Below are 25,337 nucleotides of genomic sequence, written 5' to 3'. Positions count from 1 at the left end.
GAGGAGGACAAAACAATGGCAGTTAAAGTTGGTATTAATGGTTTCGGTCGTATTGGTAAATGTGTAGTACGTGCGGCAATTAATAATCCAGATGTTGAAGTAGTAGCTATTAATGCGACTGGTGATAATGAGGGTACTGCATTATTGTTAAAATACGATTCCGTACATGGCACAATCCCTAATGAAGTAACATTTGACGATGAAAATATTTATGTAGATGGCAAAAAAATCCGCGTATTCCATGACCGTGATGCTTCTAAATTGCCTTGGTCTGAAGAAGGCGTAGAAATCGTTATGGAATGTACTGGTAAATACCGCGATGCAGAAGAAGCAAAGGTTCATTTGAATCAACCTACTGTTAAGAAAGTATTGATTTCTGCACCTGGTAAAAATGAAGACTTAACAATGGTTATGGGCGTTAACCAAGATATGTACGATCCTGCAAAACATCACATTATCTCTAATGCATCTTGTACAACTAACTGCTTGGCTCCATTTGCTAAAGTATTATGCGATGAATTTGGTATCAAACGTGGTATGATGACTACAATTCATTCTTATACAAATGACCAAAAAATTCTTGATGCACGTCATAAAGACCCACGCCGTGCTCGTGCAGCAGCTATGTCTATCATTCCTACAACAACTGGTGCAGCAAAGGCTGTTGCTAAAGTATTGCCTCAATTAAAAGGTAAATTAGATGGTTTTGCATTGCGCGTTCCTACACCAGATGTATCCGCTACAGATCTTGTTTGCGAACTTGAAAAACCTGCTACAAAAGAAGAAATCAATGAAGCATTCCGCAAAGCAGCATCTGGTGAATTAAAAGGTATTCTTGGTGTATCCGATGTGCCGTTGGTATCCTGTGATTTTAGTTCTGATCCTCGTAGTTCCATTGTTGATGCTGATTTGACAATGGTTATGGATGGTAACATGGTGAAAGTTGTTTCTTGGTACGATAACGAATGGGGCTATTCTGAACGCCTTATCGATATGGCAGCTTTCGTAGCTAGTAAAGGTCTATAATGGGAGGAAATTCTAGGATGAAATTAACCATTTTAGATATGAATGTAGATAATAAACGCGTTTTTGTACGCGTAGATTTCAATGTGCCTATGAAGGATGGTGTCATCACTGATGACACTCGCATTCGTGGTGCACTAGATACAATCAAATATTTAATCGACCACAATGCTAAGGTAATTCTTGCATCTCACTTTGGTCGTCCAAAGGGTGAACGTAAACCGGATATGACATTGGCTCCTTGTGCTAAACGTTTATCTGAGCTTATCAATAAACCAGTTGCATTTGTCGATGATTGCGTTGGTCCTAAGGTTGAGGCAGCTGTTGAAGCATTACAACCTGGCGATGTATTGATGCTTGAAAACTTGCGTTACCACAATGAAGAAACTAAAAACGATCCTGAGTTTGCTAAACAATTAGCCTCTCTTGCTGATGTAGCTATCAATGATGCATTTGGTGTATCTCATCGTAATGCAGCATCTGTAGTTGGCATTGCTGATTACATCCCTATGGGTGCAGGTTTCTTACTTAAAAAAGAAATTGATGCACTAAGTGCAGCTGTAGTACATCCAAAAACACCTATGGCTGCCATTATCGGTGGTGCTAAGGTAACAGATAAGATTTCTGTTATTTCCAATCTATTACCTAAGGTAGATGTTATGATTATCGGCGGCGGTATGGCGAATGCTTTCATTAAGGCTCAAGGCTGTAACATCGGTAGTTCCTTATATGAAGATGGTCAAGATGCTATCGCTACAGATTTAGTTATGGAGGCACGCGTTGCAGGTGCTAGATTATTGACACCTATCGATGCTGTAGTAGCAGATGCTTTCAGCAATGATGCAAACACAAAAATCGTGGATGTCGATAACATCGAAGATGGCTGGATGATTTTGGATATCGGTCCTAAAACACGTGACTTATATACAGAAGCATTGGCTAATATGAAAACTATTATTTGGAATGGCCCAATGGGCGTATTTGAAATGGATAAATTTGCAGCTGGTACGAATGCAGTAGCTAAAGCCGTTGCAGAATCTGATGCTATGACTATCGTTGGTGGTGGTGATTCTGTAGCTGCTATTGAAAAAAGCGGCTTAGCAGATAAAATTAGCCATATTTCGACTGGTGGCGGTGCATCCCTTGAATTATTAGAAGGTAAGGTTTTGCCAGGTATTGCTGCTTTAACAGAGGCCTAATATGAGAAAACAAATTATTGCAGGAAACTGGAAGATGAACGGAACCATTGCATCTGGTTCTATCTTGATTGAAGCATTTACTAGTTTTCTAGGTGATAAAAACTTGGATTGTGAAGTAGTAGTTTGTCCACCCTTTACTGCGCTTGAGAGAGCTGTGTCCTTAACACGAGATACACAGGTTGGCGTAGGGGCTCAAAATATGGATTATCATGATGCCGGTGCATTTACTGGCGAAGTTTCTCCGTTGATGTTAACGGAACTCGGTGTGTCCTATGTCATTATTGGCCATTCCGAACGCCGTGAGTACTATGGTGAAACAGATGCTATGGTTAATGAAAAGATTAAGAGTGCATTTCATCATAATTTGCAACCTATTGTCTGTGTTGGTGAAAGCCTTGCTCAGAGAGAGGCAAATGAAACGATTTCTTTCATTCACGGACAATTACAATGTGCATTACAAGATATTCCAGCGGATCAAGTGGAACAATTGATTATCGCTTATGAACCGATTTGGGCTATTGGTACGGGCAAGACTGCGACTGCTGGTCAAGCAGAGGAAGTATGTAAATCTATACGTGATTATATAGCGGAACTATATACCTCTGCTGTAGCTGAATCAGTTCGAATTCAATATGGTGGTAGTGTAAAGGCTAATAATGCGCGTGAAATTTTAAGTGAGCCTAATATTGATGGAGCCCTCGTTGGAGGCGCTTCGTTAATCGTGGATGAATTTAATGAAATCATTATGGCGGCTCAAGACGTAAGTAAATAATATACTAGAGGTATAAATATGGCAAAATTACAGGCACCCGTAATGCTAGTCATCCTAGATGGCTTTGGTATGGGGGACCAAACAGATACGACGAATGCCGTAGTACAAGCAAAACCAAGTTATTTTAATTATTTGTGGGATACGTATCCTCATACAACATTACAAGCTTCAGGTCTTGCAGTCGGTTTGCCAGAAGGGCAAATGGGTAATTCAGAAGTTGGGCATCTCAACCTTGGTTCCGGCCGTATTGTATATCAAGACTTAACGCGTATTACAAAGGATGTAGAGAGTGGCGAGTTTTTTCAAAAGCCTGTAATACAAGAGTTATACAAGCATGCTAAGCATGGTAAATTACAAATTATTGGCCTTGTATCTGATGGCAATGTACATTGTTCTTTAGAGCATATTAAGGCCGTAATTGCTGGTGCTAAACATGAAGGCATTAAAGAGGTATATGTGCATGCGCTTCTCGATGGACGCGATGTGCCACCACAATCAGCATTAACCTATCTTAAGGATTTAGAATCCTTTATGTCCGATATAAACTGTGGGAAAATTGCTACTGTAAGTGGCCGTTACTATGGGATGGATCGCGATAACCGGTGGGACCGTGAGGAATTAGCCTATAATGCTATTGTCAATGGTGTTGGTAATAAGGCTAATTCTGCGTGTGACGCCGTTACACAATCCTATAATGATGGTGTGAATGATGAATTTGTAGTGCCTACAGTTATCGAGCCAGAAGGTATGATTTCTGATGGAGATGCCGTAATCTTCTGTAACTTTAGACCTGATAGAGCTCGTGAATTGACGAGGGCTTTAATATTACCTGACTTTGAAGGTTTTAAACGAGAACCTATATCTATCTTTATGGCGACAATGACTAAGTATGAGGATGGATTGCCTGTTCATATTGTCTATGAAAAGGATACGTTGCATCATACATTAGGTGAAGTCCTTGCTAAGGGTGGCTATCGTCAATTACGTATTGCTGAAACAGAGAAGTACGCACATGTAACATATTTCTTTAATGGCGGTAATGAGGTTCCCTTTGAAGGTGAAGACCGTATTCTTGTGCCTTCTCCAGCAGTGGCAACCTACGATTTACAACCTGAAATGAGTGCTCCTGAGGTGACAGCTAAGGTAGTTGATGCCATTCATAGTGGTCAATACGATATGATTATCCTAAATTACGCAAATCCAGATATGGTAGGGCATACAGGAGATTTTAAAGCTGCAGTGAAAGCAATTCAAACTGTGGATGCAGGATTAGAACGTATTGCAAAGGCTATATTAGAGGTTGGAGGACAGCTTTTAGTTACCGCCGATCATGGTAATGCAGAGCAAATGGTCAATCATGAGACTGGAAAACCTCATACAGCCCATACAACGAATGTTGTGCCATTGATTTTAGTGGGAGCTCAGGATATACATAAACAACTTAAATCAGGTAAATTATGTGATATTGCACCGACAATGTTAGCGTTGGCTCATATTGATAAGCCAAGTAATATGACCGGTGAAAGTTTGTTATTAGATTAATTTAGTATATAAATAAGAGGTAGTATTATGGCAGTAATTGAACAAGTCGTAGCTCGTGAAATTTTGGATTCTCGTGGTAATCCTACAGTAGAAGTAGAAGTTTGTTTGGAAGATGGTACAATTGCAACAGCTGCAGTTCCTTCTGGTGCATCTACGGGGATGTTTGAAGCAGTAGAACTTCGCGATGGCGATAAAAAACGCTATGGTGGCAAAGGTGTTTTACAAGCTGTAGACAATGTAAATGCTAAAATTGGCCCAGCTATTATCGGCTATGATGCGACTGAACAAGTGGCGATTGATAATTTAATGCTTAAACTTGATGGCACAGATAACAAAGCTAACTTGGGTGCCAATGCAATTTTAGGTGTATCTATGGCTGTAGCACGTGCTGCTGCTGAATCTTTAGATTTGCCTTTGTTCTTATATCTAGGTGGTTTTAATGCTAAAGAACTTCCTGTTCCTATGATGAACATTCTAAATGGTGGTGCTCATGCTGATAATAATGTAGACCTCCAAGAGTTTATGATTATGCCAGTAGGGGCTAAAACATTTAGCGATGCATTGCGTAGCTGTGCAGAAGTATATCACACATTGAAATCCGTACTTCACGATAAAGGTCTTAGCACTGCTGTAGGTGATGAAGGTGGTTTTGCGCCAAACTTAGCTTCCAATGAAGAAGCTTTGGAAGTAATCTGCGAAGCTATTCAACGTGCCGGTTATGAACTTGGTACAGATTTTAAATTAGCTCTCGATGTGGCTTCCAGTGAAATCTATAAAGATGGTAAATATCATCTTGAAGGCGAAGGCAAAGTATTGAGCGCTAGCGAAATGGTTGACTTCTATGAATACTTAGTCGATAAATATCCTATCGTATCTATCGAAGATGGCCTTGCAGAAGAAGATTGGGATGGATGGAAAGTATTAACCGAACGCCTTGGTAAGCGCGTTCAACTCGTAGGTGATGATTTATTCGTTACTAATACAAAACGCCTTGAAAAGGGTATCGACCTTGGCGTAGCTAATTCCATTCTTGTCAAAGTAAATCAAATTGGCACATTAACAGAAGCCTTTGACGCTATGGAAACAGCAAAACGCGCTGGTTACACATGTGTAGTATCTCATCGCTCAGGCGAAACAGAAGATACATTTATTGCAGATATTGCAGTGGCTGTTAATGCGGGTCAAATTAAAACAGGTGCTCCTGCTCGTTCTGAACGTGTTGCTAAATATAATCAATTGCTTCGCATTGAAGAAATGTTATATGAAACTGCACAATATAAAGGTGATGCAGTATTCTATAATTTGAAAAAATAGAATAACACATTTTATTTTAGAATCACATACTAGATAAGAGACTCTTTTGAGTAGTGAAAACTCAAGAGAGTCTCTTTTTTTGTTGTTTTTTTGCGTACCTATACACGCATTGTGGATTTTTTAGAAATAAAGAGGAGTTTTTCTTATTATACAGAATTACATAGTGCAATGAGCAGAGGTGATGTATAAACACACCGCAAGGTATGAAGGAGGGGGTGACATTGTATGTAGATGTTGCATTGGATTCAATCATCACGTATGCTATTACGATTAGTGCTAGTGATATACATTTTGATCCTATTCCGGATGGTGTACAAGTGCGATTGAGAATTGATGGATTATTAACGGATTATATGTTTATCGATGCTACTGATGCGGAAATGATTGTGAACCGCATCAAGGTATTCAGTGGCATGGATATTAGCGAAAAGAGATTGCCTCAAGATGGGCGATGGGAATGGACAGCTAAATCGTATGCTGTCACCATGCGTGTATCTAGTTTGCCTAGTCTATATGGTGAGGCCATTGTGTGTCGTCTAATGGGAAATGAAGGAGTGCATAAAAATTTATTAGAACTGGGTATGTCAGTCGATTTACAGGAGAAGATTACCGCATTACTAAAACGTCCTTATGGGCTCATTACCATTTGTGGACCTACGGGAAGTGGTAAAACGGCTACCTTATATGCCATGTTACGCATGTTGAATTTAAAAGAAACAAAACTTATATGTTTAGAGGATCCTGTAGAAGCGGCCATTGATGGAGCTATTCAAATAGGGATTAATGAAAAGATTGGATTTACCTTTTCGAAAGGGTTACGCACTGTATTACGGCAAGATCCTGACTCTATTATGATTGGTGAAATACGAGACCATGAGACGGCACAGCTAGCTGTAAAAGCCGCTTTAACCGGACATCGTGTAATTACCACGGTTCATACGAATACCGCACTAGGTGTTATTGGACGCCTTATTGATATGGGGGTCGAACCGTATTTACTGCATGCTACATTAATTGGTTCACTATCTCAGCGTCTTGTAAGACGTATTAATAGCACTACAAATTCTTATCAAGGACGATTAGGTTTGTTTGAATATGTAGAGATACCATCTAGTGATATTGATTGGAATCATGTTGATACATATCTATATGTTTCATTGCAAGATTCGGCGCAGACTGCTATTAATTCGGGCATTACAACAGTAGAGGAGGTACATCGTGCAGGCATCTTATTGTGATTGTGTAGTGACAACCGACTCGATGATAACAATAGAAGATGTAATTTCCCTATCGTTAGAGCATAGTGCTACTGATATACATTTAGAGGTGGGAACACCGATTTATATTCGAGCTGCTAATGGGTTGGAATCTATTTCAAGCATTTGCAGTGTGGATATGATTAAAGATGTATTACAACGATGTGGCGTCACACATGATGAATGGCACTCTGTAGATAATGCTTTCACCAGCAATGGCATTCGAATTCGGGCTCATATTTATAGGGCTAATCATAGAATTTGTGGAACATTGAGATTACTCTGTCATGCTAATTTATCGCTTGATACATCTAAAGATAGTGATGTATTAAAACAAATTTGTGAATATCATGATGGGTTAGTCCTTGTTACAGGCCCTACAGGTAGTGGCAAATCATATACCTTAGCTTGTTGCATAGAATATATAAATAAAACTATGAATAAACACATAATAACGCTAGAAGATCCTGTGGAATATGAGTTCATACCATTGCAGTCAATTATTCATCAGCGCCAACTCGGAATTGATGTGGATTCGATGGCGCATGGGATACGTGATGCCTTACGAGAGGATCCAGATGTCATTATGGTAGGAGAGTTGAGAGACCGAGATACGTTAGAGGCCGCATTACATGCTGCGGAAACAGGTCATCTTGTGCTTGCAACCATGCATACACAACGAGCAGTTATGGCCGTGCAACGCATGATATCTCTATTTCCTGGAGAACAACAAGATGAAGTGCGCAGTCAAGTATCACAAGTATTGCGTGCGGTTATATGTCAACGTTTGTTACGATGGGAAACCTCGTTTATAACAATACGGGATATTCTGTTAAATACGAATGCAGTGGCAAATCTAATTAGAAATCGAAAGGAACCTCAAATTGTTTCAATCCAAGAAACGCAGGCCCCCATGAAGACATTAGAAATGGCAGTGCGTGATGTAAAAACGCAATATGGATCAGTTCACCAATTACATGCTTTATTGGAACAACAATTATCATAGAGGAATTACATGAATGCTTATGAATATACAGTGATAACAACAGACAAGAAAAGAATACAAGGCTTATTATGGGCCGATTCTGAGGATGAGGTTAGCACTAAACTCAAGTTAGAAGGATATGTCATTTGTAGTATAGCTAGATCCTCTAGCAAATCGGTACGTTGGAATCATAAACAAGTGAGCACCACAGCATATCAACTGGGATTACTGCTACAATCAGGTATTTCCCTTAGGCGTTCGCTAGAACTTTTAATGGATGGCTCAAAATCGATGTTATATCGCTCTTTATACGAGGGTATTCAACGAGGCCAACCTTTATCAGAGACTCTTCGAGAAAAGGGCTTTCCTCCTATAGCCTTGGCATTGCTTGAAAGTGGTGAAATGTCAGGGAATGTTGGGGAAGCTTTGCAGTATATAGCTTCTTATTATGAACGAGAACGAAAATACCAACAAAAGATAGTAAGTGCTATTTCATATCCTTTATTCTTACTGGTGCTTATGAATGTATTTTTCTTGGTTACTATATTATTTATTATTCCATCGTTCACCCGCGTATTTGCTACTATGCATATAGAATTACCATGGATGACAAAAGGTTTATTTGTATTAGGAACTTCCCTTCGAGAACATCCATTACTGTATGTTAGTGGGCATGTGGTTTTTATTGGAATACTCATATATGCTTTTAAACAATCTGCAATTAGATATAGATTTGATAGATGGTTATGGCAATTGGCTCAACATAATACATTTTTAACATCTCTATATTACACGAATATTCTACATATTTGGTCATTATTGCTAGATTCGGGAATTTCAATTATCAATACTATAGATATTACAAAGCATATATGGCGAAATTCGTATGGTGAATCATGTAGTAATCAAGTTTATGACATGCTTTGTAAAGGACATTCTTTTTGTGAAAGTTTAAAATCATCGTCTGTAGGGAACCCATTTATATGGCAAATGGTCGCTGTTGGAGAAGAAAGTGGTGAATTGGTAGCCATGTTGAATCATTGTAGTCACTATTATGAATCGTTGTTAACACAATATATAGCAAGAATGGAGCGCCTTATGGAACCTATACTCCTCACCATTATGGGCGTTGGCATTGCAATCCTCGTTATATCCGTCATGTATCCATTATTTACATCAATATCATCTCTAGGTGGTCAATGAAAGGAGACTTTTTAGAATGCTTATGTATTGTAGAGAACTACTAACTCAATTAGAACAATCGTTTTTTAGATATATTAGTTTGCGTCGCATGCAACGAACTAAACAAGGTGGATTTACATTGGTAGAACTTATGGTGGTAGTAGCTGTTATTGCTATTTTGGCAGCTATTGCAATGCCTCAATTTATGTCCGCTGCCGATAAGGCAAAGAATGCTAAACAAGTGGCAGATATGCAAATCATACGTAATGCGACACAACTTTACATGATTGATAAAAGTTTAGATACGCCACCAACAGTAGAAAAATTATATCAAGAAGGTTACTTAACAGAGCATGTTAAAACTACAAAAGGTAAGGAATACGTTATTACCTATGAACAAGTTGCTGGTAATGCCGGTAAGTCTGTAGTCGTTACGGCCCCTGAAACATAAAGGATTTTGCAATGAAAGGGAGAAAGGAATATATCTGTTTAGTTATATGGATATTGTCCATTGTAATTCCATTAATGTATAGGCATTACACACTATTTGAAATTATATGTTATAGCTTCTTTTCACTATTTCTCGTAATAGGTGCTACCATTGATAAGCTATATTTCATATTACCCGATGAGGGTGCTATCGCTCTTACGATTATAGGTATCCTTTATAGCATCGTTGAACAGCATGCAGTTTTCGACACCTGTGTACATGTTTTGATCGTTGCTAGTATCAGTATTGCATTACGCATATTGAGTCGAGGTGGTCTTGGTTGGGGCGATATTAAATGGATGAGTGCTATATCCATATGGCTAACAAATATACAAATTATTGTTATGATTTACGTTTCTTGTTTTGCTAGTGTCCTCTATCTCGCCAGCTTATATAGTATTCGTAATACAGGTAGACGGTATATTCCTTTTGGCCCTTTCTTGTGCATTGGTGCATGGAGTGCTTTGCATTTTGCTAATGTATGGGAGGCGATATATTGGTCGGTGATAAAACACATTATTGTAATGGCTCTATATTAGTAGAGTGGCTTGTGGCGATTACCATTCTACTATCCTTGATTGGTATAGGCCTAAGTAGTATCGTTACCATACCATCACGTCATGAGTTGAATAGAAGTACTGAAGAAGTTGTATTAGCTATTAAGAAGACTCAACTGTGGGCTATGCTAGGACACCGGGATGATCGGATGGCACAGGGGGAGTTTATTTTAAAGAAACATTCTTATTCAATTCAAGAAGGGCTTATGCAGCATCATGTAGAGATAGAATTACCAGAACATATAGAAAGTGCTCATACTATGAAGCGCGTTTATTTTTCTGCTTATGGATTGCCTTATGATGGGACAGAATTTATTTTACAAGACTTACAAACCGGTGCGACAAATCGCATATGGATCTCTGTACAAACAGGGCGTATTCGGTGGGAATCATTGTGATTATGACATGTGTACAAATAAGAATGTATCCAAAAAACAAGCATAGATTACGAACAGAACAATCTGGATTTTTATATGGTGATGCACTTATGGCAGTAACCTTAGTATTACTCATATTGCCAATCATACTTTATGTCTTGAGTAGTACCTTATCGATAGTAAAGACTACGTATACTCATGACTATATATTGCAGGATTCATTATCTTATATAGAAGCAGGGAAAGCGGTATATGATTCTGGTGGTATACCAACAACAGGTACTATCTCATCATCGAATGGACATAATTTATCCAATATAACATTTAAACAAAGTGTTACAGAAGAAGTGGTAAATGGTGTATCTATACTACGATTTATCGTACAAGCTGTTGATAATGGAGTTACTGTTTATGAGATATCTACGTTTCTTGGATCGAGTCATCATTGAAAATCATAGGACAAAATCATTCAATGGATTTATATTACCATCTCTACTTATTAGCGTTTTGATTAGTTCTTTCGTGATTCTCGTAATCATGACAATATGTATGACGTGTTATATATGGACCGAGCGAATTGATGATAGCTTGGCCATGTTAGAGGATGGCCGTTATACAAGACGCGCTATCGTATCTCATATTATTTGGAATCATTCTATGGTATCCATCAATGATCAGGGAGACCTGTTATCTATCAATGATACAAGCCGTACCGCGTTTACCGTTACTAGAAGGGCCTTATATAGAAAATTAAGTGATGGTAGCTTACAACCCTTGAGTGGAAGCCGCATCATAGGCACTGATGATAAGCGTAAACTGGATGCTACCAAACCATTTTCTATGAATCCTAATAGACTAGTGACTCTTAAGTGGTCTATAAATAACCGGTTTAATAGTCAAACAGAATATGCAAAAGGGTATGGAGGCATAGCAAATTATGAGGTGGCAACGGCGGTATCAACACATTCAAATTGGTTTAAAAAAACGAAGCATCTCTGACTATTCTTCTGGCATGGTTAGCTATGTAGCCATATATATTATGCTCATTTTATTAGTACTTATTTTAGGAATGAATAGGCTTGCGACCCTGTCACTAAGTAATACAACAGATGAAATGAGACTTATTGCATCTCATTATGCAGCAGAGCGTGGTGCACGATGGTTCGTTACGTATTGCAATAACGGTGGCCGTTGGGATTATAGCGAGGCTATTGATGTGGAAAAAAACGATACTATCCATATATATATTAAGGCAGATCCAAAGGTTACTAATCCAAAACATGTGATGAGCTGTGCTGTATTAGATGGTGTATCAAGTCGTGTTCATATATATGTAAAAGAAAAAGAAAATCATACATTAGAGGTTATTAGTGTAAAACCATATTGAGGAGGACATCGCTATGAAAGAGAAAAAACAGATACATACAGGGCTTTGTATTACGGATGATAGAATTGTTGCCACTACAGCACATATTGAAAATAAAACAATGATTATTACTGATGCAATGGAGATGAAACGGTCTAGCACAATTGATGAAGATATAGCTGAATTTATTAATACCTATGATCTAGAAGAGGGTGAATATAGTATTGTTGCTTGTATACCTACGGAAATGACGATGGCTAGTTTTGATCCTCATGATTTTGATGTAAAGGAATTTATAAAGTGGAATATAGAAGATACATTTAATTTTGGCGAACATGAATTTGAACTTGATGCTTGTCGTAGAGAGTATCCACGACATAATTATTATTTGTTTTTAGCCGCCGTAGACCGGCATGAACTTGAATTACTACGCCAAGGTATACGCGATACATGTGCACCTGTCGATACTATTGATTGTTGGCCATTACCAGTTACGTATGGATTGATGCATAGAACAGGAACGGTTACAGGTATCGTAGAACCAGCTGGTATGCATTTATGGGCTTGGTGGAAGGATACTTGTGTGAAAGAATGTATTGTAAAGATCAATGGTGCAGATATTAGTTCCGCATTGATTGAAATGGAAGAAATGTTGCAGCGATTTGGCGTAGAAGAAATTCAAGGTATACATTTTTATAATACTGATGATTTAAATGAAGAGCAGCGTATCGATATAAGCGCATTACAAGAGGTATACGGAAATACTGAATATATACCTATGATGTTTCTTGGACGAGGTCGCACGCGTTGCACATTAGGTGAATTAGATTGGGATATGGCGATTGGAATGGCTACGCGGGGGTTACGGTGGATTGGACAAGGATGGTAATGAAAGATTAATAAATTTTATGCCCCGTTCATTACGATGGTATATTTGGCTATGTAAATATAAGTTGTATATATACGCTACTGCAGGAGTGATTATATTACTCAGTGCTTTTTGTCTTGGTATGGGGGTCTATTCTTATAAAACTTATACTGAACAGGTAGCGAAGTACGAACAAATACAGATGGATGAACAATCCAAGCAAATACGGGATCAATATCATGCTATGGAGGATACCATGTCGCGGTTATTACAACATGGCGCACAATTAGACAATCAATATTGTCTTGTTACATTATTGGATGGAGCTATGTCAACAAGAGGAACCATTACGTTACGACATATAGAATTTTCTGAAGGAGGGTTTACTGTTGATGGTGATGCAACAAATGATGAAGCTTATCATTCGTATGTTCAATATGTTCAAGCTCATATGAAACAGGTGATTTGTGATGGGAAACAACAAGTGGAAAAAGCAGATGGACCTTGTTCATTCCATTTGGATGGACATACAAAACAGCATGACACCAAACCTAAGGAGGATATTCCTAGCGTGTAGTATAAGCATTATAATTGCTTTTTCTTCGTTATGGATATCTAGATACTATACAGAGCAATATGAAGCGGTGGTAGAGAACATTGAATATTACCAATTGGAAACAACAGTAAAAGAGCAATTTTTATCTTCTCATACATATGAGTTGATTTCATCCTTATTGCTGCATGAATATTGGGTAGATGATATATATCAAAGTATAAATATAGAACCTCTAATTATAACGAGTAGTTCTCATCATGATGATGTATTAGATTTGACTCTGGTTGGAACCAGTCAGTCCTTTTTATCTTGGTATAATATGGTGCAACAGAAGATAAAGTATTGTCATATACAAATTATTTCTATTGATACAAAAGGAGATAGTATATTCTTTACATGCAAGGTTACACCATTAGTGATGTAAAGAAAATGAACATACAATAATGAGTAATAATTCTCATTATTGTATGTTCATTTTTGTTTTTATGCCAATTTTATAGTAAAATAAATTTTAACGTAAGAATAAGGGGCAATAGTAACATGATAGTAAAACGAAATATTATTCTCATTGGGTCCATGGGAAGTGGAAAAAGCCATTTTGGACGTAATCTAGCAGATTTAAAAGGATGGCAATTCGTGGATACCGATCGAGTATTGGAAGGTCGTTTTGGGTTGCCCATTGCAGAAATTTATAAAAAGATTGGCGAAAAAGCATTTCGTCGTGCTGAATTAGAGGTTCTAAAAAAAGTTTCCCTATATCACGAGGCGGTTATTAGTGTAGGTGGAAATTTTCCTATAGAGCATAGAACGCTTAGATCGCTTAAGAAATTTTCTTTTATTATAGGTATACGAGCGGCACAATACCGAATTGTAAGCCGCGTCAATCGTCGTGTGGGCAAACGACCAACGATGGATTATACCAATGTTTCTGCCTTTGTTCATAATATGATTCAGGCATGGAAGCCAGTATATAAACAGTGTGATTATGTATTGGATACGACTAATGGACGTACCTATGATTTTATGAAAGCAATTGAGCGTCAATTGGATGCTATAGGTGTTCAATTTAAGGCGCGAAGACAACCCAAAACAACTGAAATTGTGTCTAAAGACATACAAGCTGAACCAAAGCAGCAGAAGGGAAATAGACATGAAAAAAATAGCATTACTAACAAGCGGCGGAGACGCACCAGGAATGAACGCAGCCATTCGCGCCATTACAAGAAAAGCAATCCATGAGGGCTTTAGCGTATATGGTATAGAACGAGGATTTGAGGGCATTATTAATAGTGAAATAAGACCCTTACACGCTCGTGATGTGGGCGGTATTATTACCACAGGCGGTACAATTCTTAGAACGGCTCGCTATCCAGAGTTTAAAAATTTAGATGTGCAGCAACGAGCCTATCGAATATTACAAGATTTTGGTATCAATCATTTAATCGTTATTGGCGGTGATGGATCACAAGCTGGTGCAGAGGCTCTGATGCGGCTCGGTCAATCTACGATAACCATTCCTTGTACCATAGATAACGATATGAATGGTACTCAATATACGATTGGTTTTGACACCGCACTTAATACTGTAGTTGATGCGGTAGGACGTATTCGCGATACATCAAACTCTCATGAACGAGTGGCTATAATCGAAGTTATGGGGCGTCATGCGGGACACATTGCATTACAAGCTGGCTTGGCGAGTGGTGCAGAGCTTGTATTAGTACCTGAATACCCAATGCCATTAGATGAGGTATGTGAACATATTAATAAGACTCATCAGTTAGGTAAAGAATATAGTATTATACTCGTTGCTGAAGGGGCCTACTCTAGTGGTGAGGTTAAAGAGTATATTAAACAACATACATACTTTGATCCAAGTTTAACAGTTCTTGGCTATTTACAACGCGGCGGTGCACCATCCGCATTAGATGCCATTTTAGCTGCTCGTATGAGTGAGTTGGCAGTGGATTGCTTAGTACGTGGAGAGCATAATTGTATTACTGGGTATGTTGATGGTCAGATTCGAGCTATACCCTATGAAAACGCTAAAACAATGAAGTTTGGCATTGATAAAAGTCAGTATGAATTAATCTCTATATTGAGTCATTAATGTAAAATTATATTGTATAAACGATAATTTTTTAGTACAATGTAATGCAAGAAAATGGAATGACTCATTTATTAAGGAGTATATATGAAAGAATTATTTCAGAAGCACCGTAAACGTATTATTGGTGGTGTTATTGCTATCTGTTTATTAGGTGGTGGTGGCTATTATTATGTTCATACAAATGATAGTGCACAGACCCAGCAGAAATATACCACAGGTAGGGTTGAAAAGGGCGATGTAAAAACGAGCATCAGTGCTACAGGTACTATTAATCCTGTTAATTATGTGGACGTATCTACTAATGTAGCGGGTAAACTTGAAAAGGTATTGGTCAAGGAAAATGATCATGTTACGCAAGGTCAAATTATCGCCTATATTGATACACGACAATTACAAGCTCAGGTCGATAATGCAAAGGCTGCTCTTGATAAAGCACGCTTAGATATGAATCGTTATAAAGCGCTAATCGATCAAAATGCCGTAGCAGCGCAAACTTATGATGATGCTGTGACCGCATATGAACAAGCTCAATCTACATATGATAGAGTATCTGCTGACTTAAGTGATGCTACTATTACTGCACCCATGTCGGGTACCGTAGTAGGGACACCTCTTAAGGCGGGACAAACAATTAGTACCGGTATTTCTACACAAATGATCATTGCGACCATTGCAGATTTGTCTGATTTAGAAATTTATTTGACGGTTGATGAAACTGATATTGGTAATGTAAAAAATGGCTCTAAGGTAGAATTTACTGTTGACTCTAAGCCAGGTCAAACTTTCACAGGCTATGTATCTGAAATTGCAAAAGGTACTAAAGGGAATATGGGTGTTACAAGTAATAGCGTAGTGTATTATACTGTGAAAGTATCGATTCCAGCTGATATTTCCTCGAATTTCTTGCCATCTATGACTGCACGTGCCACAATCTTTGGCGATGATATTAAGAATACTCTTGTTGTACCATTAACAGCGGTACGTACTGATAAACAAGGTGAATATGTATATGTCATCAAAGATGGTCAACCTGTTAGAACTGCTGTATCTACAGGTGTAACGGGTGATACAAATGTTCAAATCTTAAGCGGCGTTTCTGAAGGTGATGAAATTATTGTTAGTGGTGATGTAACGAGCCCTAAGAATAACTCTCATGGACCATTTTAAGCGTAGGTGAACTATGAATCAGTCAGTTATTGATATTCAAGGTATTACAAAGATCTATGTAAATGGTAAGTTAACGGTTCCCGTTCTACATGGTATAGATTTACAGGTACAAAAAGGTGATTTCGTGTCTATCATGGGGCCTTCTGGTTCTGGTAAGTCTACCTTTATGAACATTTTAGGTTGCTTAGATAGACCTACATCGGGATCCTATCGCTTGAATGGTAATGAAGTAGCTAATCTCAGTGATGATGAGTTAGCGTACGTACGTAACAAAGAAATTGGCTTTGTGTTTCAAAGCTTCAATCTATTAACGAAATTAACGGCTATTGAAAATGTGGCTTTGCCCATGGTTTATGCAGGCATCGATAAAAAAACACGGACTGCTCGTGCAGAGGCGTTGCTTACATCTGTAGGCTTGGGTGACCGTATGGATCATTTACCAGCAGAATTATCTGGTGGTCAACGTCAACGTGTGGCGATTGCTCGTGCATTAGCGAATGACCCTGCTATCATCATGGCCGATGAACCGACAGGGAATTTGGATTCTAAATCGACTATAGATGTTATGAATATCTTTAGAGGCCTCTATGACGAAGGCCGTACCATAATTCTTGTTACCCATGAACCTGAAATTGCAACCTATGCAAGTCGAAACGTTGTATTGCGTGATGGCTTAATTGTGGAGGATAAGAAAAATGTAAATATGACTCCTGTTCAGGAGGTGACACATGTATAAAGAAAGTTTCTTAATGGCCTGGGCATCGTTGATTGCCAATAAAATGAGATCTATTTTAACGATGCTAGGTATTATTATTGGTGTAGCTGCTGTTATTGCCCTTGTGTCAATCGGTAATGGTGTTAAACAAGATATTCAGAATTCCATTTCTAGTTTAGGTTCCAATCTATTGATGGTTATGCCTGGTGCTCCGCGTACACCGGGTGTGCGTCCATCACAGGGGTCTATGAAATCTTTGAAGGTTTCTGATTATCAAGCTATTAGCAAATTAGATGGCGTCAAGGCAGCAAGTCCATATACAGCTAATTCTTATGTAACTATATACCAAAGTAAGAACTGGACTACTACTGTTAGTGGTGTAAGTAGTAACTTTCAAGATGTAAATAATTGGACCATGGCTGAAGGTCGATTTATATCTAGCAAGAATGTAGAAAATCGTGAACGCGTAGCTGTTGTGGGACAAACCGTAGTTAAGAACTTATTTGCTGGTGAGGACCCAGTGGGTAAGGAAATTCGTGTTAAAAATATTCCGTTCCGAGTTATCGGTGTTCTTAACAGTAAAGGGAATGGTACTATGGGGAATGACCAAGATGATGTCATTTTTATTCCCTATACAACGGCTATGGAACGTGTAGAAGGTGTTGACTATCTTCGTATGGTCTACGTCGTTGCTAGTGACGATAATGGTATTGACCGTTTACAATCGGATATAGAAAATCTATTGCGCGTTCGTCATAGCATTAAGGATACAAACCTTGATGACTTCAACATTCAGAATATGAAATCGATTATGGAAACGATGGAGCAAACCACAGGAACCTTGACCTTGTTCTTAGGTGCTGTAGCTGCTATTTCTCTTGTTGTAGGCGGCATTGGGATTATGAATATCATGCTCGTTTCCGTTACCGAACGGACTCGTGAAATTGGTATTCGTAAGGCCTTAGGTGCTACATACTTTGTCATTGTTACACAATTCTTAATCGAAGCTGTTGTAATCAGTCTCATGGGGGGGCTCATAGGCATTGCTCTCGGTATAGGTGCGTCAAAACTGATAGGATTGGCATCTGGTATGAGTACGGTTATTTCGGTACCGACTATCGTGTTATCCTTTGCATTCTCCATGGCTATCGGTTTGGTTTTTGGCATTTATCCTGCTCGAAAAGCGGCTAAATTAAATCCAATTGATGCGTTGCACTATGAATAGTATTGGTAGATGCGGATATTTGGGAGATCTCATATTTATATAATGTAATAGACATATTCGCATATAGTGCGTTGCATGATACAATTAAGTATGATGTAACGCACTATTTTTAATTTAGTGAGGAAATTATGGCAACAACATTATTGGAATATTTTAATGAATTACGTACACAGAATCCTTTTTCCTGGGTAAAAGATTCTGAGGTGACAACTGTAGAACCTGGTCATGCAGAAATGACGTTGCAAACAAATGAAACAGAGTACTGCAATTTTAGGGGCCATTTACATGGTGCCGTTTGTATCGGCTTTGCTGATAGTGTGATGGGTTCTGCATGCTTTACCTTAGGAAAATCGGTAAATACCATCGATATTAGTGGTAATTATGTGAAAGCTGTTAAGGGTGGAACTATGTTGCGTGGTGTAGCAAATGTAGAACATAATGGACGAACTACTATGGTGGCTACGGCACGTATTTACAATGAACTAGGTGAACTTGTTCATCTTGCAAGAGGAACCTTTTTTGTATTAGAAGAGCGTCCTTTGCCTGATTTACCTTGGCGATTCATTGAAGAAGACGACCCAAATTTGATATAATGAGGGATGAACTTTGAAATTTAGGAGGACTGTTGTATGGAACAAGAATTACAACGCATAAAAGAGGTAGCGTTAACAGCTATCAAAGCTGCCACTGATCAACAAGCGTTGCAAGATGTACGCGTAAAATATTTAGGCAAAAAAGGTGAAGTAACAGCTTTATTAAAAGGCTTGGGTAAACTATCCCCAGAGGAACGCCCTAAGATGGGTGCTTTTGTGAATGCTGTACGAGAAGCATTAGAAGCAGAACTCGATAAAATCAAGTCCTCTATGGAAACAGCAGCTATGAACGCTCGTTTAGAAGAGGAAAAAATCGATATCACTCTACCTGGTAGAGCTCCAAAAACAGGTCATATTCATCCTTTGACTACTGTTAATGAAATGATTGAAGATTTCTTTATGAAAATGGGCTACACCGTAGAAGAAGGTCCTGAAGTGGAACAAGACTATTACAATTTCGAATGTCTTAATCTACCAAAAGACCATCCTGCACGCGACATGCAAGACTCTTTCTATATTACAGAAAATTTCTTGCTTAGAACTCATACATCTCCTGTACAAGCACGTACCATGCAGCGTCATGAACCTAATAGTCCAATTCGCATGATTGCACCTGGTAAGGTATATCGTTGGGACTATGATGCTACGCATTCTCCTGTGTTCCATCAAGTAGAAGGCTTGATTATTGATGAACACATTACGTTCGCCGATTTGAAAGGTACAATTGAAACATTCTTACGTCATATGTTTGGCGATGACACAAAGGTACGTTTCCGTACAAGCTTTTTCCCATTTACAGAACCTTCTGCAGAGGTAGATATTTCTTGTGTAATGTGTGGTGGCGAAGGCTGCCGCGTATGCTCTCATACAGGTTGGTTAGAAATTCTTGGTTGTGGTATGGTACATCCTCGTGTGCTTGAGCTCAATGGCTATGATCCTAATAAGGTGAAAGGCTTTGCCTTTGGTATGGGCGTAGAACGTATTGCTATGTTGTTATACGGCATTGGTGACTTGCGTCTATTCTTTGAAGATGATATCCGTTTCTTGGAACAGTTTTAGGAGGTAGAAATGAAAGCAAGCTTACAATGGATGAATGAATATGTACCTCTTGATCTAAATCGTCCTGCCCAAGAATTAGCGGATGAATTGACACAAGCAGGTATTCCTGTAGAAGAAGTACTTTCTATGGATCCAGGTTTGAAAAAAATCTATACTGGTAAAATCGTAGAAATTACAAAACACCCAGATGCAGATAAATTACAAGTATGCCAAGTACAATGCTTATCTGAAGATGGGGAAGAAATTACAAAACAAATCGTTACCGCTGCTACGAATGTGGCTGTTGGTCAAATCGTACCAGTTGCGTATCATAAATCTCGTTTGGCAGATGGTACAGAAATCAAAAAAGGTAAATTACGTGGCGTTGTATCAGAAGGCATGTTCTGCTCCGTTGCTGAATTCGGTATTTCCTCTGATTTGGTAAGACCAGAAGAAGCACAAGGCATTTATATTTTTCCTGAAGGTACACCAATTGGTTTAGATATTAAAGAAGCACTTATGCTTGATGATACTGTATATGAATTTGAATTAACAGCTAATCGTGCAGACTGCTTCTCTATGGTAGGTTTATCCCGTGAATTCGGTATCATGACAAATCAAAAGGCTTTGTTCCCAGTTATTATGGTGAATGAAACTGGTGAGTCCATCGAAGGTAAAGCATCTGTAGCTATCGAAGCACATGATCTTTGCACGCGATTTACATCCCGTCTTGTTACGAATGTTACCATCGAACCATCTCCATTGTGGATGCAAAATCGTTTGCGTAACAGCGGCATTCGCCCTATTAACAATGTAGTGGACGTAACAAACTACGTTATGCTTGAATTAGGTCAACCAATGCATGCTTATGATTATGATTGTGTAGCTGATAATACCCTTATTGCACGTCGTGCAAAAGCCGGTGAAACACTTACTACATTAGATGGCAATGAACGTGAACTCGATGAGTCCATGCTCATTATTGCGGATACAAAGGGTCCAATCGGCGTAGCTGGTGTGATGGGTGGTCTTACTAGTGAAGTAACAGATAAAACTACGAACGTCTTGTTTGAAGCTGCTGTATTTAATGGTCCATCCATTCGTCGTACATCTAAAGTTTTAGGTATGCGTTCCGAAGCATCTGGTCGTTTTGAACGCGGTGTAAACCATAAATATACAGCATATGCTATCGATCGTGCTGCACAATTGTTACAACAAATCTGTCCTTCTTGTAAGGTGAGTGTTGGCGTTATTGATGTATATCCAGAACCAGTAGAACAACGCACTGTAACTTTCACAGCAGAACAAATCAATGACTATCTTGGCACTTCTATTGAAAAAGATAGAATGATAGATATTTTAACAAAACTTGAATTCGGTATTACTGAATCTGGTGATACCATCGAGGCACTTGTACCAACATGGCGCGATGATGTAACAGGTATGCCTGATATTGCAGAAGAAGTAGCGCGTATTGTAAGCTATGACAATATTGCTCCAACAATTCCAGTGGCTGTATTATCCTCTGGCGGTATGACACCTAAAAAAGCATTGACTAAAGAGGTAACTCATTACTTAGCACATGCAGGTCTTAGCCAAATCATTACATTTAGTTTCATGCACAAAGATGGCCTTACGAATATGATGTTACCAGAAGGTGACGGTCGTTATACGGCTATTCCAATCTTAAATCCTATTTCCGAAGAGTTCCCATATATGAGAACTACGTTGGTGCCAGCTGTTATTGAAGCTGCTAAACGCAATATTGCTCAACAAAATAAGGATTTGTGGTTATTTGAAACGGCTAATGTGTATGAACCAAAAGCATTGCCATTAACAGAAGTACCGCATGAACGTCCTATGGCATGTGGTATTATGATGGGTAAGGTTACAGAGGCCGCATGGAACCAAGCGCAACGCGACACTGATTTCTATGATGTAAAAGGTGTAGTTGACGGTTTACTAGCTAAATTAGGATTGACTCAATATGATATTCAACCATCTAGTGAAAGCTATTACCATCCAGGCGTAAGTGCACATTATACAGTCAATGGTGTAACGATTGCAAACTATGGTGAATTACATCCACAAGTGGTTAAAAACTTCGATTTGTCTGGTAAAGTATATATGTTTGAAATTGACTTGGAAGCTGTATTATCTATTATAGTACCGCCATTTAGATATCAATCATTCAGTAAATTCCCAGGTACAAGTCGTGACTTGGCTATTGTAGCACCAGTATCTGTTACAAGTGGTGACATTGTAGCGCTTATTAAGGAACATGGCGGAGAATACTTAGAATCTGTATCTATCTTCGACGTTTACGAAGGGGAACATATTGAAGCAGGCTATCGTAGCTTAGCTTATAATTTACAATTTAGATCGATGGAAGGCACATTAAATGATGAAGACATTGATGGTGCAATTCAAGCGATTATTGATGCATTAGCAACTAAAAATTGTAAATTACGATAAATCATCGTGAAAGGGTTTACCTTATGGTAAACCCTTTTATGTCTATCTATCCCCTGTTGTATAATAGAAGGTATAGGTAATGAGTCAGAAAGGATTTATTATGGAATTATTAGCACCAGCGGGTACGATGGAAAATTTTATGGCCGCCTTAGAATCGGGGGCAGATGCTATATACTTAGGGGGCAAGGTCTTTAATGCACGGGCTCATGCAGCCAATTTTGGTATTGATGAATTGCGTGAGGCTGTACGGTTAGCACATATTTTGGATGTGTCTGTGTATGTAACCGTTAATATTTTGATTGGCGATACGGAACTGAAGGACCTTGAACAGTATATTAAGGATTTAGATTCCATTGGTGTAGATGCCATCATCGTGCAGGACTTAGCTGTTGCAGAAATTGCAAAACGTGTTGCACCAAACATCCATCTTCATGGGAGTACACAAATGACGGCTGCTACACTTGATGCGGTTCGTTTTTATGAAAGCCTAGGCTTTACACGTGTTGTTTTGGCTCGTGAATTAAGTCTTAAGGAAATTCAACATATATGCAAACATTGTAAGGCAGAAATTGAAGTATTTGTACATGGTGCATTATGTGTATGCTACTCAGGTCAATGTTTGATGAGTTCTTTCATCGGTGGACGCAGTGGCAACCGAGGTGCTTGTGCACAACCTTGTCGCTTACCTTATGAATTATTAGATTCTAAGGGTGAAAGTGTGTTACCTAAACATGAAGCTTATTTGCTAAGTCCAAAGGACCTCAATTATAGTGAGCATATGAACGAACTCGTAGCGGCGGGTGTTACATCCTTTAAGGTAGAAGGTCGTATGAAAAAGGTATCCTATGTTCGTCAAGTGATAGGTACTTATAGAGAGATATTGGATGAGGCATCAATTCACGAAAATCAACGTAAAGCCCTAGCCTCTGGATTTAATCGTGGCTTTTCCACAGCCTATTTAGAAGATACGGTAGGTCGACAAATGATGACCGTAGTGGCGCCAAATCACCAGGGTAAGCCAATCGGCGAATCGTATACGAAAAAAGGGGAAGTTTACTTATCCTTAACAGAACCTATTGAACAAGGTTCATTAGTTAAAATATTACAATCTAATGGCAGTGTTACCTATTATACGGTAGATGACGAATGGACATGTGTATCCGATACGCTGTATAAAGGGCGACCTGCAGAGGGCTTAGCAGTAGGTCAATTATATTTAGCATCTACACCAAAGAATACAAAGTCACGAGGCTTACAAGAGTTTACCCGTAAATATGATATGTCTGTATATCTCAGTGTTGGCTCTAATGGTGAAACAAATTATACTGAATTAACTGCCATCCTAGACTCTGGTCTTAGTGTGACTGTTACAAATGAGTATGTGCCAGCTATTGCTAATAAAGTGCCCACATCGTTAGAGAAGGTAACAGAACAGTTAGGTCGGTTGGGTAATACGTTATTTAGGCTATCTTATGTAGATATTCCTGATGGCCCTTATATGTGGCCTGCTAGCGTTCTTAATGCACTACGTCGTGATGCCGTAACTGCATTAGAAACAGCGTTAATTACACATCATGTAGAATCATGGCAAGCATTGCAAGTAACAGGCGATGTAGATTATGATTTCAAGGCGCAACACGAGTTATCCTATGATACTTGTCCTATGATTTCAGCTCGTGTCGATGAAATAGAAGGTGTGAAAGCAGCAATTTCTGGTGGAGCACAGAAAATCGTTTTTGGTGGTGATAGACTGAGTCGTACACCATATGAGTTATCTGTATATGATGAGGTAGCCCGTTTATGTGCTCAATCTGATGTGATTTGTACCTTTGCTACACCACGAGTTGTGAAAGATGATGAAGTAGAAGCATATAAACATACATTAGAGGCAATCGTACAGGCTCATCCAGATAGTATTTCCATTCACGTGCCACAAGCATTATTATGGCTCCGTGAATTAGGATATACAGGTGCCATTGAGGCTGATACAGGCCTTAATATTTTCAATACACCTACATTGCATTTCTGGGAACAGTTACATATAAGTTGCGTAAATCCATCGCAAGAGTTGACCTTAAAACAAATTACGGAACTAGCTAAACATAGTCACGTTCCTATTGAGACGATGATACATGGCTATACGGAAATGATGATTTCCGAATATTGTGCTATTGCAAGTTTTGTTGGCACAGGTAGTAAAGTAAATTGTCCTATGCCATGTGTTAAGGAATCGTATTCGTTAAAGGATAGAAAAGGTGAAATATTCCCAATTCGTACGGATCCATACTGTCGTATGCACATCATGAATAGTCATGAAATGGATATGCGTGCCTATGTACCTATGTTATTACAAAAAGGAATTTCCATATTACGCGTAGATGGTCGTCATATGAAACCAAGTTATGTGAAAGATATTGTATCCCAATATGTTGGCATAGCAACGGGTACGATGGAGGCACCACCTAAGAAAATAGATTCCCAAGGCGAATCTATTACACGGGGACATTATTTTAGAGGTATTTTATAG

Annotated in this window: 25 protein-coding genes; all 25 read left to right on the top strand. The window is 38.7% G+C overall.

The genetic code is table 11. From position 1 onward, the window contains the following. The first annotated feature begins 15 nt into the window (after window positions 1-15). The 25 genes from gap (at window position 16) to VAHSUH02_RS06270 (ending at window position 25,337) form a co-directional block, all read left to right on the top strand. Window positions 16-1,026 carry a type I glyceraldehyde-3-phosphate dehydrogenase gene (gap, locus tag VAHSUH02_RS06395; RefSeq protein WP_005383580.1) on the top strand — a complete coding sequence of 337 codons (1,011 nt, stop codon included), beginning with the start codon at window positions 16-18 and terminating at the stop codon, window positions 1,024-1,026. A 17-nt stretch (window positions 1,027-1,043) separates the two neighbouring features. Next, window positions 1,044-2,222: a phosphoglycerate kinase gene (locus VAHSUH02_RS06390; RefSeq protein WP_005379171.1), complete on the top strand. Its 1,179-nt coding sequence runs from the start codon at window positions 1,044-1,046 to the stop codon at window positions 2,220-2,222. Between the two features lies 1 nt (window position 2,223). Continuing rightward, window positions 2,224-2,994, top strand: a complete 771-nt coding sequence (gene tpiA / locus VAHSUH02_RS06385) for a triose-phosphate isomerase (RefSeq protein WP_005383576.1) — start codon at window positions 2,224-2,226, stop codon at window positions 2,992-2,994. Between the two features lie 18 nt (window positions 2,995-3,012). After that, the gene (gene gpmI / locus VAHSUH02_RS06380) at window positions 3,013-4,536 is read left to right on the top strand and encodes a 2,3-bisphosphoglycerate-independent phosphoglycerate mutase (protein ID WP_005383574.1); all 1,524 of its coding nucleotides are present in this window, start codon (window positions 3,013-3,015) and stop codon (window positions 4,534-4,536) included. Window positions 4,537-4,563: 27 nt separating this feature from the next. Continuing rightward, entirely contained in the window at window positions 4,564-5,850 is a 1,287-nt protein-coding gene (gene eno / locus VAHSUH02_RS06375) for a phosphopyruvate hydratase (protein WP_005383572.1), read from the top strand. Window positions 5,851-6,071: 221 nt separating this feature from the next. Then, window positions 6,072-7,088 (top strand): GspE/PulE family protein, encoded by a 1,017-nt coding sequence (locus VAHSUH02_RS06370; protein ID WP_038148830.1) that lies wholly within the window; start codon window positions 6,072-6,074, stop codon window positions 7,086-7,088. A 22-nt stretch (window positions 7,089-7,110) separates the two neighbouring features. Further along, the gene (locus VAHSUH02_RS06365) at window positions 7,111-8,112 is read left to right on the top strand and encodes a type IV pilus twitching motility protein PilT (protein WP_005379255.1); all 1,002 of its coding nucleotides are present in this window, start codon (window positions 7,111-7,113) and stop codon (window positions 8,110-8,112) included. A 9-nt stretch (window positions 8,113-8,121) separates the two neighbouring features. Further along, window positions 8,122-9,294 carry a type II secretion system F family protein gene (locus tag VAHSUH02_RS06360; RefSeq protein WP_005383570.1) on the top strand — a complete coding sequence of 391 codons (1,173 nt, stop codon included), beginning with the start codon at window positions 8,122-8,124 and terminating at the stop codon, window positions 9,292-9,294. Between the two features lie 16 nt (window positions 9,295-9,310). Then, window positions 9,311-9,724: a competence type IV pilus major pilin ComGC gene (locus VAHSUH02_RS06355; RefSeq protein ID WP_038148827.1), complete on the top strand. Its 414-nt coding sequence runs from the start codon at window positions 9,311-9,313 to the stop codon at window positions 9,722-9,724. An 11-nt stretch (window positions 9,725-9,735) separates the two neighbouring features. Next, a complete protein-coding gene (locus tag VAHSUH02_RS06350) occupies window positions 9,736-10,302 on the top strand; it encodes a prepilin peptidase (RefSeq protein ID WP_005383566.1) in 567 nt (188 codons plus the stop codon). Beyond that, window positions 10,260-10,718 carry a pilus assembly FimT family protein gene (locus tag VAHSUH02_RS06345; protein ID WP_038148825.1) on the top strand — a complete coding sequence of 153 codons (459 nt, stop codon included), beginning with the start codon at window positions 10,260-10,262 and terminating at the stop codon, window positions 10,716-10,718. Before VAHSUH02_RS06350 ends, VAHSUH02_RS06345 begins: the two co-directional genes overlap by 43 nt. A 23-nt stretch (window positions 10,719-10,741) precedes the next feature. Then, complete coding sequence (locus tag VAHSUH02_RS06340; RefSeq protein WP_005383558.1) at window positions 10,742-11,146, top strand: hypothetical protein; 405 nt, start codon at window positions 10,742-10,744, stop codon at window positions 11,144-11,146. Between the two features lie 145 nt (window positions 11,147-11,291). Next, window positions 11,292-11,696: a hypothetical protein gene (locus tag VAHSUH02_RS06335; protein WP_255308914.1), complete on the top strand. Its 405-nt coding sequence runs from the start codon at window positions 11,292-11,294 to the stop codon at window positions 11,694-11,696. Then, window positions 11,635-12,084 carry a hypothetical protein gene (locus VAHSUH02_RS09825; RefSeq protein ID WP_227041493.1) on the top strand — a complete coding sequence of 150 codons (450 nt, stop codon included), beginning with the start codon at window positions 11,635-11,637 and terminating at the stop codon, window positions 12,082-12,084. The genes VAHSUH02_RS06335 and VAHSUH02_RS09825 overlap by 62 nt, the downstream gene beginning before the upstream one ends. Window positions 12,085-12,097: 13 nt before the next feature. Next, window positions 12,098-12,952 carry a hypothetical protein gene (locus tag VAHSUH02_RS06325; protein WP_005379253.1) on the top strand — a complete coding sequence of 285 codons (855 nt, stop codon included), beginning with the start codon at window positions 12,098-12,100 and terminating at the stop codon, window positions 12,950-12,952. A gap of 235 nt (window positions 12,953-13,187) precedes the next feature. Continuing rightward, window positions 13,188-13,508, top strand: coding sequence for a hypothetical protein (locus tag VAHSUH02_RS06320; protein ID WP_255308897.1), 321 nt, complete (start codon window positions 13,188-13,190; stop codon window positions 13,506-13,508). Between the two features lie 519 nt (window positions 13,509-14,027). After that, complete coding sequence (locus VAHSUH02_RS06310; RefSeq protein WP_005383544.1) at window positions 14,028-14,726, top strand: shikimate kinase; 699 nt, start codon at window positions 14,028-14,030, stop codon at window positions 14,724-14,726. Then, complete coding sequence (locus VAHSUH02_RS06305) at window positions 14,683-15,597, top strand: ATP-dependent 6-phosphofructokinase (RefSeq protein ID WP_005383542.1); 915 nt, start codon at window positions 14,683-14,685, stop codon at window positions 15,595-15,597. Before VAHSUH02_RS06310 ends, VAHSUH02_RS06305 begins: the two co-directional genes overlap by 44 nt. A gap of 84 nt (window positions 15,598-15,681) precedes the next feature. Next, window positions 15,682-16,764 (top strand): efflux RND transporter periplasmic adaptor subunit, encoded by a 1,083-nt coding sequence (locus VAHSUH02_RS06300; RefSeq protein WP_005376069.1) that lies wholly within the window; start codon window positions 15,682-15,684, stop codon window positions 16,762-16,764. 13 nt (window positions 16,765-16,777) lie between these two features. Further along, window positions 16,778-17,500, top strand: coding sequence for an ABC transporter ATP-binding protein (locus VAHSUH02_RS06295; protein WP_005383541.1), 723 nt, complete (start codon window positions 16,778-16,780; stop codon window positions 17,498-17,500). Continuing rightward, a complete protein-coding gene (locus VAHSUH02_RS06290) occupies window positions 17,493-18,704 on the top strand; it encodes an ABC transporter permease (protein WP_005376250.1) in 1,212 nt (403 codons plus the stop codon). The genes VAHSUH02_RS06295 and VAHSUH02_RS06290 overlap by 8 nt, the downstream gene beginning before the upstream one ends. Before the next feature lie 128 nt (window positions 18,705-18,832). Then, complete coding sequence (locus VAHSUH02_RS06285; protein ID WP_005383540.1) at window positions 18,833-19,297, top strand: PaaI family thioesterase; 465 nt, start codon at window positions 18,833-18,835, stop codon at window positions 19,295-19,297. 36 nt (window positions 19,298-19,333) lie between these two features. Then, a complete protein-coding gene (gene pheS, locus VAHSUH02_RS06280; protein WP_005383539.1) occupies window positions 19,334-20,356 on the top strand; it encodes a phenylalanine--tRNA ligase subunit alpha in 1,023 nt (340 codons plus the stop codon). Between the two features lie 9 nt (window positions 20,357-20,365). Further along, on the top strand, window positions 20,366-22,810 hold the full coding sequence (gene pheT, locus VAHSUH02_RS06275; protein WP_005383538.1) for a phenylalanine--tRNA ligase subunit beta: 2,445 nt from the start codon (window positions 20,366-20,368) through the stop codon (window positions 22,808-22,810). A 79-nt stretch (window positions 22,811-22,889) separates the two neighbouring features. Then, on the top strand, window positions 22,890-25,337 hold the full coding sequence (locus VAHSUH02_RS06270; RefSeq protein ID WP_005376158.1) for a U32 family peptidase: 2,448 nt from the start codon (window positions 22,890-22,892) through the stop codon (window positions 25,335-25,337).

This window comes from Veillonella atypica KON, from assembly GCF_002959915.1.
Classification (GTDB): Bacteria; Bacillota; Negativicutes; order Veillonellales; family Veillonellaceae; genus Veillonella; species Veillonella atypica.
This window is presented reverse-complemented; position numbering and strand designations above follow the sequence as displayed.